General features: G+C 49.0%; 14 protein-coding genes. 5 read left to right on the forward strand and 9 right to left on the reverse strand.

The window, feature by feature from the left end; all coding sequences use genetic code 11:
• Positions 1-278: 278 nt before the first annotated feature.
• Both BZG74_RS14560 and cspE read right to left on the reverse strand, forming a co-directional pair.
• Positions 279-1,274 carry a bacteriohemerythrin gene (locus tag BZG74_RS14560; protein ID WP_077773245.1) on the reverse strand — a complete coding sequence of 332 codons (996 nt, stop codon included), beginning with the start codon at positions 1,272-1,274 and terminating at the stop codon, positions 279-281.
• A gap of 185 nt (positions 1,275-1,459) precedes the next feature.
• The gene (gene cspE, locus BZG74_RS14565) at positions 1,460-1,666 is read right to left on the reverse strand and encodes a transcription antiterminator/RNA stability regulator CspE (RefSeq protein WP_025744354.1); all 207 of its coding nucleotides are present in this window, start codon (positions 1,664-1,666) and stop codon (positions 1,460-1,462) included.
• 580 nt (positions 1,667-2,246) lie between these two features.
• On the opposite strand from cspE, the gene BZG74_RS14570 reads away from it, so the two are divergent.
• Together BZG74_RS14570 and BZG74_RS14575 are read left to right on the forward strand one after the other, a co-directional pair.
• Positions 2,247-3,197: a slipin family protein gene (locus tag BZG74_RS14570; RefSeq protein ID WP_046075979.1), complete on the forward strand. Its 951-nt coding sequence runs from the start codon at positions 2,247-2,249 to the stop codon at positions 3,195-3,197.
• 15 nt (positions 3,198-3,212) lie between these two features.
• Positions 3,213-3,683: an NfeD family protein gene (locus BZG74_RS14575; protein ID WP_392397602.1), complete on the forward strand. Its 471-nt coding sequence runs from the start codon at positions 3,213-3,215 to the stop codon at positions 3,681-3,683.
• A 314-nt stretch (positions 3,684-3,997) separates the two neighbouring features.
• On the opposite strand, the gene BZG74_RS15720 is transcribed toward BZG74_RS14575, so the two are convergent.
• A complete protein-coding gene (locus BZG74_RS15720; RefSeq protein ID WP_167369490.1) occupies positions 3,998-4,171 on the reverse strand; it encodes a hypothetical protein in 174 nt (57 codons plus the stop codon).
• 263 nt (positions 4,172-4,434) lie between these two features.
• Here BZG74_RS15720 and metC point away from each other — a divergent pair, with 263 nt between their 5' ends.
• Positions 4,435-5,628: a cystathionine beta-lyase gene (gene metC, locus BZG74_RS14580; RefSeq protein WP_077773247.1), complete on the forward strand. Its 1,194-nt coding sequence runs from the start codon at positions 4,435-4,437 to the stop codon at positions 5,626-5,628.
• Between the two features lie 64 nt (positions 5,629-5,692).
• Here metC and BZG74_RS14585 read toward each other — a convergent pair whose 3' ends face one another.
• From BZG74_RS14585 to BZG74_RS14605, 5 genes are all read right to left on the reverse strand, one after another.
• The gene (locus tag BZG74_RS14585) at positions 5,693-7,291 is read right to left on the reverse strand and encodes a methyl-accepting chemotaxis protein (protein ID WP_077773248.1); all 1,599 of its coding nucleotides are present in this window, start codon (positions 7,289-7,291) and stop codon (positions 5,693-5,695) included.
• 220 nt (positions 7,292-7,511) lie between these two features.
• Positions 7,512-8,750, reverse strand: a complete 1,239-nt coding sequence (locus tag BZG74_RS14590; protein WP_077773249.1) for a quaternary amine ABC transporter ATP-binding protein — start codon at positions 8,748-8,750, stop codon at positions 7,512-7,514.
• A complete protein-coding gene (locus tag BZG74_RS14595) occupies positions 8,743-9,639 on the reverse strand; it encodes an ABC transporter permease (RefSeq protein WP_077773250.1) in 897 nt (298 codons plus the stop codon). The genes BZG74_RS14590 and BZG74_RS14595 overlap by 8 nt, the downstream gene beginning before the upstream one ends.
• Positions 9,640-9,706: 67 nt before the next feature.
• Positions 9,707-10,702, reverse strand: a complete 996-nt coding sequence (locus BZG74_RS14600) for an ABC transporter substrate-binding protein (protein ID WP_077773251.1) — start codon at positions 10,700-10,702, stop codon at positions 9,707-9,709.
• A 170-nt stretch (positions 10,703-10,872) separates the two neighbouring features.
• Positions 10,873-11,412 carry an isochorismatase family protein gene (locus BZG74_RS14605; protein WP_077773252.1) on the reverse strand — a complete coding sequence of 180 codons (540 nt, stop codon included), beginning with the start codon at positions 11,410-11,412 and terminating at the stop codon, positions 10,873-10,875.
• Positions 11,413-11,571: 159 nt separating this feature from the next.
• Here BZG74_RS14605 and BZG74_RS14610 point away from each other — a divergent pair, with 159 nt between their 5' ends.
• Positions 11,572-12,441: a DMT family transporter gene (locus tag BZG74_RS14610; RefSeq protein WP_077773253.1), complete on the forward strand. Its 870-nt coding sequence runs from the start codon at positions 11,572-11,574 to the stop codon at positions 12,439-12,441.
• A gap of 24 nt (positions 12,442-12,465) precedes the next feature.
• Here the strand turns inward: BZG74_RS14610 and BZG74_RS14615 are convergent, their stop codons facing one another.
• The gene (locus BZG74_RS14615) at positions 12,466-13,449 is read right to left on the reverse strand and encodes a lipid A deacylase LpxR family protein (protein ID WP_077773254.1); all 984 of its coding nucleotides are present in this window, start codon (positions 13,447-13,449) and stop codon (positions 12,466-12,468) included.
• A gap of 138 nt (positions 13,450-13,587) precedes the next feature.
• Between BZG74_RS14615 and BZG74_RS14620 the strand changes: the two genes are divergently transcribed.
• Positions 13,588-14,418, forward strand: a complete 831-nt coding sequence (locus tag BZG74_RS14620; RefSeq protein WP_077773255.1) for a rhodanese-like domain-containing protein — start codon at positions 13,588-13,590, stop codon at positions 14,416-14,418.
• Positions 14,419-14,457 lie beyond the last annotated feature (39 nt).

The following is a 14,457-nucleotide window of genomic DNA, read 5'->3' on the forward strand; positions in this document are numbered from 1 at the left end:
ATTATTATCATCTTGTTGATTTTAATCGATTTTTATATTGTTAAATTTTTTATGAAAGTAAGTGTTTTGAGGAGTAACATTTACTGGCCTAAAGGTGTGGGTAGGTTCCCATACCCAATGTATGTGGCGGAATAGGGTTGATGTGGCCTTGGATGACGCGCATAACGAATGCCAAACGGAGGGAGAGATAGTTTAGGAACAGATAGCTTGGATGCATGTTGCGTTGCCTACAGGCAAAGAGCACTGTAGGCACCGAGGTGAGTTAGCGACTCAGTGTGCTAGGGACCCTGTAGTAAGAAATCACGATATTGAGTATCTTCACGCACCACATGGTGAATCCACCAGTAACGTAGAAACTTAAAAAACTCTGAGCGATAAAGCTCTGGATCGGCTTGGCATTGCAATAAGACATATTGCGCCTGCCGAGCTAGACGTTGATGAATTGCAGTATGCTCTTTGTATTTGGGGTAGGCGCGTGCTTCGAGAATATCTTCCTCTAGCTGAAAGTGAGAGTCGATGTAGTCACGAAAGCGTTGCGCGAGGGCCTCAAAATCCGTCTTAGTCTCGTCCTCATGGTGGTAGGCAATAGCTTCATACGTATCGTTGATGATAGAGAGCAGCTGCTTGTTACTCTCATCCAATGATTGATGCCCCACTGTATACTTTTCTTGCCATCGAATGAATTTCCGATCTTTCGACTCTCCCTTGGATGGAGAAATGGTTGGCTCTTTTGGCGTCAGGCCAGGTTGCACCTCGCCTTGCGGCTCGTTGATGCCTTCTATTTTCTGCTGCTCTTCTTCGGTAAAGACGATGGCCCCGTTGTGCTCAAAGTCCGTTGATTTGGCAGGGTCTGACTGATACATCTCAAAGTAAAACTTGGGGGGTTTTTTCGCTTTGGTCTGTTTAGAGAGCTGCTTGACACGGTTTTCTAGATCTTGTTTTTTCACCGGTTTAACCATAAAAGCATCGACGTCATAGCGAATGCACTCGCTGATAACTGCCTGAGATGCGTTAGCGGTTAAAATGATGATGGGCGTATCATGGCGCAAATGATAGCGGCCGCTCCGCATGAGGCGTAACATTTCCAACCCGTCAATGGGATCCATTTGTAAGTCGGTAATGATCAGGCTGGGCTCTTCATGGTAGGCACGCGATATAGCCTCAGCACCATCTGCTGCCGTGATCACTGATTTAATACCAAGCGCCTGTGCCATTAAACCAATGGTGTCACGAATCATTTCATGATCATCAACAATTAAGCACGGAGATAGCATACGTCCTCCTGACAATGTCTATGTTTTCAGCCTAGTGGATGGTGGCAAGAGCGTCTATAGCGAGTGTGAAAGGAATGCGACCTTGATGAGGTTTCGCTTAAAAAATGATGGGTTAGACTAAAGCACAAATGATAGCAACAAAAAAGGCGCCCAATTGGGCGCCTTTCTCTTAAATTTGGTTTGGCTTACAGGCGAACAACGTTCGCAGCCTGTGGGCCTTTCTGACCTTGCTCGATATCGAACTCAACCTGTTGGCCTTCTGCTAGTGTGCGGAAGCCTTCACCAACGATAGCACGGAAGTGAACGAATACGTCTGGACCGTTCTCTTGCTGGATAAAACCGAAACCTTTCTCTTCGTTAAACCACTTAACGGAACCATTAGCTTTGGACATGGTGTCTCCTGAATATATTAACTAGGTGTTGCAGTGACGCGAGTGCCGTTAATCGACTCTATGGGCAAATGTAGCGAATATCTTCAGGACAACTAACTTCCAGCCTAGCGGTAGGGTGTTTCGATGTATCTATATTCAATTGCTGCATAAATTTCCGATTATCGAAGCTGCCAAGCAGCCTCAACAGGACCACGCGTTATTTGCGCGTCAGTTTACCATTGGTTGCAACATGGTGTGTGTACGACCAATAGTTCGTCAACCAACACGGTTGAACAGTACTGAGAATACACCCAAAAGAGTGTGAGGTAAATCTATTTTGCGGATGAACGGAGCAACTTTGTGTGAGCTTGTTGTGAAAATGAGAGCACGACCAGATAACTGTGTTGTATCGACGCAAAGAGCATCAAAGAAAAGCGATCTAGATTGCGAGGAGTGTCAAATTAGCCGTTGGATGATGTCTTTTTATGCTGACAATAACGTATCATGAGACGTGACGAGTAACGCCGCAAACACTTGTGTGCGTGCGTTTATGTTTGTTTATGCGAGTCATGATTGTGACCCGCAGTGATAGGGCTTCTCCATGGATACGATTTTTTTAGAAACGTCGAGTTTTATTGGCGTCTGGGTAGTGCTGGCGGTCTTAGTGATCGTGGTACTACGTGGTGCGATTAAGTTTGTGCCACAAAACACAGCTTATGTTGTTGAGCGATTTGGTAAGTATTACAAGACGATGGAAGCGGGTCTCAATTTCATCGTGCCGTTTATCGATCGTATTGGTTATACCAGAACGTTAAAAGAACAAGCATATGATGTACCCAGTCAATCCGCGATCACGCGCGATAACATTTCGCTGGTTGTCGACGGTGTCTTGTATATCAAGGTATTGGATCCGTATAAAGCATGTTATGGCGTCGATGATTACGTGTACTCCGTGACTCAGCTTGCGCAAACCACCATGCGTAGTGAAGTGGGTAAAATGGAACTGGATAAAACCTTCGAAGAGCGCGAAAGCTTAAACACCGCGATTGTCTCTGCCATCAATGAGGCCGCTCAGCCATGGGGTGTTCAGGTGCTGCGTTACGAAATCAAAGACATCGATCCACCACGTTCTGTGTTAGACGCTATGGAGCGTCAAATGAAGGCTGAACGAGAAAAGCGTGCGGTTATTCTTGAGTCAGAAGGGGCGCGTCAATCGGATATCAACGTTGCTGAAGGTCAAAAGCAGGCCCGAGTCTTAGCGGCGGAAGCAGAGAAGTCTGAGCAAATCTTGCAAGCGGAAGGTGAAGCGCAAGCCATTATCGCGGTTGCCGAGGCGCAAGCCGAAGCACTTGAAATCGTAGGGACACGAGCAATAACAGAGGAAGGCCAAAAAGCCATCCAGTTAGAGCTTGCAGAAAAAGCGATCAAGGCGAAACAGGCCATTGCCAAAGAGTCCTCAGTCGTACTGCTACCTGATTCTGGGACAGGTGCCGCGAACGTGGTTGCAGAAGCGATGACAATTATTGATACACTCAATAAGAGCAAAGCGTAAAACAGGATGTTTAGTGTGAGTATCTACCTCGCAGAATTAACCGTGATTGTGGGCTTGTTACTGTTAGCCGTCGAAGTGTGGCTGCTTGGCCTATCGACCATTGTTTTATTGGCAACCGGTGTTGCGGCCATTTTGGTGGGACTTTTGGCGATGGTCGGCGTTGTGCCAGAAACCGTTACGGCGTTATTTAGCAGCACTGGGATCGGTGCGGGCTTGCTAACTGCCATGCTGTGGCGCCCACTTAAACAGCTACAACGCGGCGGACGACGTCCGGATAATCGTCATAGTGATTTTATCGGGTTGATATTGACGCTCAGTGAGCCGTTGAGCCGAGAGCAGCCTTCGACGATAAAATACTCAGGCGTCACTTGGCAATTGAAACTCAGCTCGGCCGCTGATGATTGTACATTGCTGGCTGGGGAACAGGTCAAGGTCGTGGGCGTTGATGTTGGGCGATTTACGGTTGAGCCTGTAAAGCCTGAGTGAAAGGTACACTCAGGACCTGGTCACGACAAATAGACGTTGATGACATGAAAAATAAAAAGCTCGGGCAATGCTCCGAGCTTTTTTTACTGCGTATCAGCCTGTGATTTAGGCTTTTTTTAGTTGCTTTTTGAGCTTCTTCAGCTTGTTTTCCTGCTTTGCAACTTTCGCTTTTGCCTTCTTAATCGATTTTTTCAGGTCTTTTTTCGACGCTTTTGCCATGATTTCTCTCCTTAATGATGATTTGCCGAAGCGTTTGCCACTGCAATACAGCTTCAATGCTGTGGACGGGGCCGGCATGTCCACCCCATGTGTGATCACGATGATTTATTCGTTTCGTGGTCTTTTAAAAACTGTTTGATAAATCGGCGTATTTCACGTGCTGCGGATGTATCCAGTTCGTCGCAGGCCGCTAAGAATGCATCCCGTTGCTCGCTATTGATTCTTATCAGTAACTGGCTGTCTTTTTTTGTTTTTTCTTTTTTTGCCATGCCAATACGCCTATCTTTTAGATATACAATGTATATACGTTTTTATGGTGGTGCTAGGAGAGAATAGTGAAATTGTGATCTACTTAGTACTGTAAACAATAGTCATCACGGGTATCAATAGGCTGAACGAGTTAGTGCTGAGCGCTATGACATATAGCCAAATCGATGTCATAAAATTTGGTTTGGCCATCTAAATGTCTTTACTGCCTTTATGTAAATCCGTAGGCTATTGGTCAGTTAACCTAGGATGAGTGAAGTGAACGATGGAAAAAAAACACAGTCGTACGCAGCTAATACATGCCGGACGCCGTAAAGCCTATACCCTTGGTGGGGTCAACCCAGTCGTACAGCGCGCCTCGTCAATTGTCTTCGATACGTTAGCTGAGAAGAAGCACGCGATTGCCAATCGTCACCAGCAAACCTTGTTCTATGGAAGACGCGGAACTACTACCCATTTTGCGCTGCAAGATGCCATGACCGAGCTTGAGCAAGGAACGGGGTGTGCACTCTTTCCCTGTGGTGCGGCGGCCATCGCAAACAGTATTCTTGCGTTTGTGAAAACCGGTGACCATATTTTGGTCTCAGGATCGGCCTATGAGCCAACTCAAGATTTTTGCCAAAAAATTCTCGCTGATATGCAGGTGACAACCGAGTATTTTGATCCTCTCGAGGGCACGGAGATTGGTCAACGTATCACGCCAAATACACGGGTTGTGTTTCTAGAGTCTCCAGGCTCTTACACCATGGAAGTGCACGATACGCCAGCAATCGTTCAAGCGGTAAGGGAGCGAGCGCCAGATGCGATCATCATGATGGATAACACGTGGGCTGCAGGTCGCTTGTATCAACCGTTAGCGCAAGGCGTGGATATTTCGATTCAGTCTGGAACCAAGTATATTATTGGCCATTCGGATAATATGCTGGGTACGGCGGTTGCCAATGCACGCTGCTGGCCAACATTGCGTGAGCGCGCTTATTTAATGGGACAAACGGTCGATCCTGATACGGCTTACCAAGCCGCCCGTGGATTGAGAACTCTGGATGTGCGGCTTGCTCAGCACCAAGACAATGCGTTACAGGTGGCCAATTGGCTGAATGAGCAAACCGAAGTAGCAAGAGTGCTTCACCCTGCATTTGCAGATTGTCCCGGTCATCGCTATTTCGCGCGAGATTTTACCGGCAGCAATGGGCTCTTTTCGTTTGTGTTTGAGCAGCGTTTGTCTGATGCGCAACTGGAAACATTTTGTGACCACTTGCAGCACTTTAGTATGGCCTACTCTTGGGGCGGCTTTGAATCCTTGTTATTAGCCAATCAACCTGAACAGCTCAACCGCATCCGGCCCGTTGGGCAAGTCGATTTTGCTGGGACGCTGGTCAGGCTTCATATTGGACTCGAACACGTCGACGATTTGATTGCTGATCTGGCGGCCGGGTTTGAGCGCATCAAACAGGTATGAACAAGATAGCCCCTATTGAAAGGGGCTTTTTATACGCTGCAACGCGTATTCTCTCACTGGGCTGCTAGGTTTGAAATTGATCGGTTAATTGCGTCAACGCGCTGGATTGGTGGCTTAACTGGCCACTCACGTTACTGGTGGTATCGATTGCCTCGGTGAGTGACTGACTATCCTGTTTGAGCGCGCGACGTTGCTCAGTGAGGTGAGCAATCTCTTTGTGCTGTGAATCCAAAGCCGCTTCCACTTCCGCGCTGAGTTGCTCCAGCCCTTGGAAGGTGGTGTGCATTTCGCCTAAATAACTTTGCAGTCGGACACTGGCTTGCTGGTTATCGGCGCTGGCGGATTGTGTCTGTGCCAATAGGTCATTGGCGGTATCGACTTGGCCGAGTAAATCATTGAGCCAGTCGCGGATATCACCGGTTGATTGTGCTGTGCGCTGCGACAGGCTTCTTACTTCATCGGCGACCACCGCAAAGCCTCGCCCATGCTCACCGGCGCGCGCCGCTTCAATGGCGGCATTGAGGGCAAGTAAGTTAGTTTGCTCTGCAATACCTTCAATCACATCCATGACGCCGGCAATTTGGCTACTGGTTTGTTTCAGGGTCGCCATGGTGTTGGATACGTTTTCGACCACCTGGACACTGTGGGCGATGGATGCCTCAGTGGCGCTCATTTGCGTTTGAATTTCATCATTGTCTTGAGAGACTTTACCAATGTATTCACGGGTGTCATGAATGGCATTAGCGATTTCCGTGGTTGCGCTTTCCATAACGGTGAGTGATTGCGCGACGTCGTTAACGTTTTGCCGTGTTTGCTGATTAATCGTCGCCACTTGCGTACTTTGTTGGTCTAGCGTATCTGATTGTTGATCGAGCGCGGATGTGCGTGATTGTATGTCGGTGACAAAGTGACTGAACTTATCGAGCAAGTTATTTGATGCTTGAGCAACAGCACTGACTTCATCCTGATAATTATCCGATAAGCGCATTGAGAGGTCAGAGCGCTGGTCGATATCCGTCAGGGATGTGGCAATATGATCCAGGCGCACCACCACGGTTTTTCGCAGCCAAGTCATCAGCCCCAAGGCCAGTAATAGTGTGATCCCACAACCGATATAGACGATGTTCGATTGCTGGTGCAAAAAGGTAATCAGTTCGCCCGCCGACCCTTTCGCGTTGTCTTGACGCTCGGTAAGTTTCTCATTAATTGCAGCAAGCATGGGGTCAACCGCTGGATAAAGGTCAAAGTCGACCAGGCGCCCTGCGTCGTAAAAGCTTTTGCTGTCGACCGTTTTGGCAAGCTTGGTGAGGTATTGGTCGAATTTCTGCTTACCCTTTTGATGCTCTGCGCGCCAGTCCGACAAAGACGGATACTGTGACAAGGCTTGCCAGCTCTGTTGATAACGTTGCTGAAGTTTTTCAAATTCAGGGGTGATTTCGTTCCAGAACAAAACTTGTGCTTTGATTTTTTGCGACAGATTGACGAGATCGCGGTGATCACGCTCAAGAGCTAAAAGCGCCCATACTTCGGGAAGTTGATGATTCACATATTCGGCTGAGGCATCCGCGGAGCGAGCCGATATCCAAAGTGCGAGACTACCGAGTCCGATGGTCGAGGCGATAAAGAGGGTGAAGGCGATCAATAACCGCTGTCTTACGCTCATGGTACTTCCTGTCAACTGCCTAATCTAAATATGCGCCGCAGCTTAAGGAGCCACTGTTTCATTAGAATGACAGATGTCTCAGTAATGTGATTTGCGAATGAAATCACTGTTCATTTTTATGAGCATGACGCGGCTGAAAAATGGTGCAGAAAAGTGCGACAACATAAAAGCGCCCCGCCTGAGCGGGGCGCGTTCACGGTCAGCGACAGTGCGTTATTGGCTAACTGGCTTTTTTCGTTGAGTCTTGGTCGCCAGGTTCGCCTGCGTGTTTATGGCCACTTTCACTGAGAATACTGGCCACTGTTTGTCGTGAGAGGTGTCCAATTAGCTCGCCTTGATTATCAAACACGGGTAGCGGCCATTTTGACTCCAACGTATCTGGGATGACGGTTTCCAATAACGAGTCTTGCTCAATGGCAGGCACGTCTTCGAGAAGACTTGCCTCGATATCACCGCTTGGATCTTTGTCACTGAGGTTTTTTTGACTCAGGGTGCCTTGATAGCCTTCTTCCGTGATGTAATAGCCATAGTTGGCCTTTTGCTGACGCATCTGCTGAATCGCATCGCCAATCGTGTTGGCACTGATACGGCATATCTGTGGCTGCATCACCGTTTCCACAGTCAGTGCGCGAGCACGATTAACGTCTTTTACGAAAGCCTCGACATAGTCATCGGCCGGCTGAAGCAAGATATCGACAGGCTCTCCGACTTGCACGAGCTTACCATCACGTAAAATGGCAATACGATCACCAAGCCGTAAGGCTTCATCAAGATCATGGGTGATGAAAATGATGGTCTTGTGCAGTTTTTCCTGCAGTTCAATCAGCTGGTCTTGCATCTCGCTGCGAATGAGGGGGTCAAGGGCAGAAAATGCTTCGTCCATCAGCAAAATTTCTGCATCCGTGCAGAGGGCGCGTGCCAGGCCGACCCGTTGTTGTTGTCCACCAGATAATTGCGCCGGATATTGATCGGCGTAGCCATCTAGGCCAACAGTTGAGAGCCATTGTTCCGCTTTTTTATCGCGTTGCGCTTTTCCCTCTCCTTGGATTCGCAAACCAAACCCAACATTTTCTCTCACTGTACGGTGAGGGAGTAGGCCAAAACGTTGAAATACCATTGACATCTTATGGCGTCGAAACGCCTGCAACTCTTTTTGCGAGTGCTTCATGATATCGGTGCCTTCGACGCGGATTTCACCCTCTGTGGGATCAATCAAGCGGTTGAAGTGACGAATTAAGGTGGATTTTCCGGAGCCCGACAGACCCATGATCACAAAGACTTCACCGCGACGAATCGACAAATTAATGTCACTCAGGCCGATGGTGTGGCCGGTTTCTTGAAGTAAAGCATCTTTGCTCTTGCCTGCTTTTACATCTGGCATGACCTTATGTGGGTGATCGCCAAACACTTTATATAGGCCCTGGATCTCAATTAAGGTGTCCTGCACTGGCTTAGTCATGATCGCCTCCTTTGAGATGCTGCTGGGAACGTTTGGCGTAGCTTTGAGACACACGATCGAAAATAATCGCAATCACCACAATGGCGAGACCGTTAAGAAGACCTAAGGTAAAGTATTGGTTGGTAATCGACTTAAGCACAGGTTGCCCAAGGCCTGAAACACCAATCATCGAGGCAATGACCACCATCGCCAGTGCCATCATAATGGTTTGGTTAATGCCTGCCATAATGGTTGGCATTGCTAGGGGGAGCTGGATCTGGAATAAACGCTGAAAACCATTGGCGCCGTACGCTGTCGCTGCCTCTAACACATCTTTGTCGACTAACCGAATCCCCAGGTTTGTCAAACGAATGACCGGAGGGATGGCATAGATAACCACCGCGATAACCCCGGGGATCTTGCCAATACCCAGTAACATCACCACTGGGATGAGATACACAAAGGCAGGCATGGTTTGCATGATATCGAGTAACGGTGTAACCACCGCCTGAGTACGATTGGACTTGGACATGGCAATGCCTATCGGCACACCCACGCCAATAGCGACCAGTGTACACACTAAAATGATACTCATGGTGCTCATGGTGTCTTCCCACATGCCCAAATAGGCAATCAGGGTGAAAGAGATCACCACCGCCACAGGAAGCTTCCAGGAACGACTGGCGAGGTAGGCAATGCCCGCAAGTATTGCAATGACGAGCCACCAAGGGGTGGCGAGGAGTAAGTCTTCGAACCAAACAAGGAAATGAAGGAGAGGGTCAAAAAAAGCTTCTATGCCTTCACCATATTCGCGGGAAAAGTTGCGATAAGCGCCATCAAGCGTTTGTCTAATCTCGAGCAGGTCGCGCCTGCTCATTTCTGGCACATCCGTTAGCCATGAATCAGCCATTGTTATTATTCCTATACTGCTAAAGGAGAACCAGCGCAGCGGCAGCCCTGCGCCGGTTGTGTGAGGGTTACAGGGCGTCTTTCACTTTTTCAGCGACGTCACTGGGTACCCATTTTGTCCATATGTCTTCGTGATTGATGAGGAAGTTAGTCATCGCGTATTCACCATCCGCTTGGTTTTCTTCCATCCAGGCAAGCAAGCCATTCATTTGATCATTGGTGAAACCACGCTCTTTCAAATAAGTCAGCGCCTCTGGGGCACGAGCGGCAAAGCGTTCTGTCACCACGGTATCAACGTCGGCGGCTGGATACATGGTCGCTTTAGGGTTCATACAGTCGTTCGAGGTAATACAGTCTTTGTAATGCTGTACGTCCGTCCCGGTCTCAAAGTCCACTTTTACCATGTCATATTTGCCCAACACAGCAGTAGGTGCCCAATAATAGCCAAACCACGCTTCTTCTCGTTCGTAGGCTTTTGCGATTGAACCTGCAAGGCCAGCACCAGAACCCGGATCGACAATTTCGAAGCCGCTGTCAGCCAGGTCTAAAGCTTCAAATTGGTTTTCTGAGGTAATTTGACAGTTCCAGCCTGCTGGGCAGCCATAAAAAGCGGATTTTGAGGCATCTTCTGGGTGGGGAAACAAATCAGCATTCGCTTTGATCCCTGAAATAGTCTTCAGTTCAGGATGTTTTTCGACCATATAACGTGGGATCCAAAAACCTTCTTCGCCGCCTTCAACAAATGCACTGCCGGCATAGCGAACTCGCCCTTCATCGATGCCGCGTTGAAGCCCTTCTCGCATTGAATTACTCCAAAACTCAGGCGCAATGTCCGGCTCACCTTTCTCTATCATCGATGTCCCCGTGGGCATGGTATCTCCGGGAACCAGTTCCGCATCACAGCCGTAACCATGCTCCAAAATAAACTGATCAATGTTGGCAATCAGGCTGGCAGAGTTCCAATTCATATCCGCAATGGTGACTTTGCCACAGTTGTGATCATCTGCGCTGGCTTGTAATGCCGAGAGCGAGAGAATAGCGGCTGAGAGTAATCGTTTGTACATATGCTTCCTTTCCTTTTCAAACATGCGTCCCAAATAATATTAGACCACTAATTAAATTGTTAGCTATATAAACGTGACTTTAATCACATTTATCCGGTTGAATTGGTAAAATGTTTCTCTTTTTATCAGCGCAACGTGAGTTTTATCATTAGAGGTCTGTTGACTGGCTTCTATTTAATTAACGATAGAAAGGCCTTAAAATCTGGCCCACCGGCACGCTGCTGCCACTCAAACAACAAGGCTTCGACCACGGTGATCCAGGCGCCATGTTGCTGCATCATTGCGATGCCACTTTGATGGTGCGCAGGGTGACAGGATGACGTTGCATCCGTCACAAGGTGCACATGGTAGTGCTGCCGAAGCAGATCACAGGCGGTTTGATACACACAAATATGTGTTTCGATGCCACATAAAATCACTTGTTTGCGATTAAGCGAATTCAGCATCTGTTCAACTTTCGGTTCGGCAAAAGCGCTAAACGTATGCTTAGCAATCGGCGTGTTGTTTGGCATGAGGTCGGCGAGTGTCGACGTTGTTGCGCCAAGTTTTTCAGGCAGTTGTTCTACCCAAACGACAGGCACATCAAAATGTTGGCATCCACGCAGTAGCTGGGCGATTTTTTGGTGTAATTCCTCACTTCCCACCACCTTTTGCGCCAACTTGCCTTGCACATCAATCAACAAAACGACGGCATTTTCGGTGTTAATCATTCTAGTATCCCCCTGTTTTACCAATAAATAAGCATAGCAGATCCACTTCATTGCGCTGGCGAAGTTCGCCCTCAATTATTTATCTTTTAATAAAGATACTTGATATTGACCAATGCGTTGGCTAATCTATCTTCACGTAAAGATAAATGGAGAAAGGTTATGCATTATTTCATCGCGATTCTCGCCCCCATTTTTTGGGGAAGTACTTATTCGGCGGTCGCATTGTACTTGGGGGACCTTTCCCCTTACTGGATGGCGGTCTGGCGGGCGTTACCTGCCGGGATATTAATGCTGTTGATCAGTCGTCGTGGCTTACCATTGAGTTTGCCAAAAATGCTTGCGGTGAGCTTTTTCAATATTGCTGCTTTCTTTTTGTTGCTATTTATCGCGGCATATCGCTTACCGGGCGCGGTGGCGGGCACCTTAGGCGCTACCTTACCGCTCGTATTGATGTTATTGCAGTGGTTAACGGAAGGAAAGCGGCCAGAGCCTAAAATGCTTGGCTTGGCCATTCTCGGGTTGATGGGTGTCGGCTTGTTGCTCAATCCGTCCACAGACATAGACTGGGTAGGGGCGGGCGCCATGCTACTAGCAACGTTTTTCGTCGCGCAATCAACCTTGTGGATGAAGCGATGGGAAGCGAAAGATATTTTTGGTCTGACCGCATGGCAGTTGGTACTGGGTGGGGCGATGTTAATCCCTTTTGCCTGGAGCTTAGCAGGGCCACCACAAGCGCCCACACTGCACGCGGTGCCAGGTTTAATATGGGTGATTGTGCTCAATACTGCTGTCGGTTATTGGGCCTATATCCGCTCCATTACCGTGCTGGGGCCCAACCGCCAATCGATCATCATGTTCCTTAATCCGCTTACGGCCGTGACACTGGGGGTACTCTGGATTGACGAGACGCTACAACCGCTGCAGTGGTTGGGGATTGCGATGATTTTAGCGTCCCTACTGTGGATGAAGTTCTCCGATAAATTAACGCTACCGCGCAGTGCTAAATCAGCGGTGGTTCCCTCACGATAATGAGGGGAGGGCGTTGCATTATCACTAATAACGGTAGTGCACGGTCCAAGAAACGTAACTGTAGGTATTATCGATAGCTTGCTCATAATCTTTGGTGTGCAGTACTACACTGATATCCGTGCCCCAGCGAGGTTGGTAAAACGCGATGCCCGCTGCGGCACTGGCTTGCCAGTGGGTCATGTCGATATCTGCATTTTCGGGCGGTTTATCGCCATTGATGGTGATGTCATTGGCGCGATAGCGTCCTTGGATAGCGGTATACAAAAAGGCGCCCTTTTCACTGGCTTCAAATAAACGGCTATCGAGGTGGCGGCCGGGCTCATAACTAATGCCACCGTAGGTATTGGCAAGATCCAGACCCACACGGTAGCTAAGGCCTGCTGAAAGCTCACTGCGGAAGTTGCCGATATCCGCACGTCCAGTCATCCCCCATTCTTGATGCTCGCTACGGTGTAAAAGCTGGTGCCGCTCATAGGCAAGCTGCGCCACAGGTGTGTTTTCCACTTGATAGTCCCACCCTTTAGGATCGGGTGAATCAATTAAATCGTGAACGTAAGACTGTCCCTCTTCGGTTTGAGAAGCAGGTCCCACCATACCAAGCATCAGTGACCATTTATCTACACGCTCGGACGTTTGCTGGTAGATACCGGGCTCGATAAATATCAACCCTGCATAAGGGCGCTCCTCGGGTTGAGGCGTGGTATACGTAATATCATTGGGCGTCCACATCATTTGGCCAATGTCGATACTCCAGCCCTGTCTTGCTGCTTCGTTGAGCGGAAGCTGTTCGGCAAACCAGCGAATCGGCTTAACCGATGTGGCGCTCAAATCATCGGACCAATCGGCATGCCAGTGCGCATAAACGCCACTGGTGTATTGGTTGTCGACCCCCAATGGGCTGTCGTTTTCAATCGTTAATCCAAAGCCTGCCGCCAAGGCTGTGCTGGGCGCAAGTAGCAAAGTGGGAAACAGTAAAATAGTGCCACTGATCACGCGAGACGGTGTCATTCACATCCTCATTTAGTTGCATCTTCAATGCGAGGCTCTCAGTATGAGTAAAAACGCAGGCTGACACCAGATGAGAAAGGTCAATATCTTGTTAAAGGGTGGTAAGCCGTCAATCAACGATGAAAAGGAACCGTCAACATGTCAGTGTTTGTTACTGCCGAATGGCTGGCTCAGCGCCTCGATACCGTGATCCCTGTAGACGCCAGTTGGTTTATGCCAGATGTATCGAGAGACGGCTTTCAAGAGTGGCAACAACGGCGGATTCCGGGCGCCGTGTATTTCGACTTCGACACTCGTATCAAAGACCCCACGTCTAGCCTGCCGCATATGTTGCCTGATGAAGAGCGCTTCGCCCAGCATATGGGCGCATTAGGCATTGCGTCGCAAGATACCCTGGTGATGTATGACACCCAAGGATTGTTTTCTGCCGCGCGGGCGTGGTGGATGTGCAAAGTCATGGGGCATCAAGATGTATTTATTCTCGATGGCGGGTTACCCGCGTGGATGGCTTCTGAGGAGCCCATTGATAATACCCCGCCGCAGCCACGTGTCGAAGCGACATATCAGACGCAGTTTAAACCGTACCGCTATATGGATGGTGCCACCTTGGCAGACAAACTCGCTGCGATGAATGTGATTGATGTTCGTCCTGAAACGCGCTTTTATGGCGACGTCCCTGAACCGAGAGAGGGCGTTCGCAGCGGCCATATGCCTGGCGCCACGAATCTTCCCTTTGCCACGTTGACCGACCCACGAGGCTTTGTGATCAGTGAGCGTGAGGCGCGATCGACCGTGTTACCCCACTTAAGTGATACGCGGGTTAACGTAGCAAGTTGTGGCTCGGGGGTCACCGCGTGCATTTTGGCTGCTGTGGCAGAGCACTACTTCGCCTACCCTGTGGCGGTTTACGATGGCTCATGGACTGAGTGGGGTGGCCACTCACACTGGCCCGTCGTGAAAGCAGGTTAATTATCAAGCAAGGACAAGAGGGGGTGTCGCAAGATTGAC

The sequence above is a fragment of the Salinivibrio sharmensis genome, assembly GCF_001995985.1.
Classification (GTDB): domain Bacteria; phylum Pseudomonadota; class Gammaproteobacteria; order Enterobacterales; family Vibrionaceae; genus Salinivibrio; species Salinivibrio sharmensis.

Coding starts and splice junctions, on each gene's coding strand:
- BZG74_RS15720 (WP_167369490.1), bottom strand. CDS start 4,171: ATGGCAAAAAAAGAAAAAACAAAAAAAGACAGCCAGTTACTGATAAGA.
- BZG74_RS14570 (WP_046075979.1), top strand. CDS start 2,247: ATGGATACGATTTTTTTAGAAACGTCGAGTTTTATTGGCGTCTGGGTA.
- BZG74_RS14620 (WP_077773255.1), top strand. CDS start 13,588: ATGTCAGTGTTTGTTACTGCCGAATGGCTGGCTCAGCGCCTCGATACC.
- BZG74_RS14600 (WP_077773251.1), bottom strand. CDS start 10,702: ATGTACAAACGATTACTCTCAGCCGCTATTCTCTCGCTCTCGGCATTA.
- BZG74_RS14610 (WP_077773253.1), top strand. CDS start 11,572: ATGCATTATTTCATCGCGATTCTCGCCCCCATTTTTTGGGGAAGTACT.
- BZG74_RS14605 (WP_077773252.1), bottom strand. CDS start 11,412: ATGATTAACACCGAAAATGCCGTCGTTTTGTTGATTGATGTGCAAGGC.
- BZG74_RS14595 (WP_077773250.1), bottom strand. CDS start 9,639: ATGGCTGATTCATGGCTAACGGATGTGCCAGAAATGAGCAGGCGCGAC.
- metC (WP_077773247.1), top strand. CDS start 4,435: ATGGAAAAAAAACACAGTCGTACGCAGCTAATACATGCCGGACGCCGT.
- BZG74_RS14590 (WP_077773249.1), bottom strand. CDS start 8,750: ATGACTAAGCCAGTGCAGGACACCTTAATTGAGATCCAGGGCCTATAT.
- cspE (WP_025744354.1), bottom strand. CDS start 1,666: ATGTCCAAAGCTAATGGTTCCGTTAAGTGGTTTAACGAAGAGAAAGGT.
- BZG74_RS14560 (WP_077773245.1), bottom strand. CDS start 1,274: ATGCTATCTCCGTGCTTAATTGTTGATGATCATGAAATGATTCGTGAC.
- BZG74_RS14615 (WP_077773254.1), bottom strand. CDS start 13,449: ATGACACCGTCTCGCGTGATCAGTGGCACTATTTTACTGTTTCCCACT.
- BZG74_RS14585 (WP_077773248.1), bottom strand. CDS start 7,291: ATGAGCGTAAGACAGCGGTTATTGATCGCCTTCACCCTCTTTATCGCC.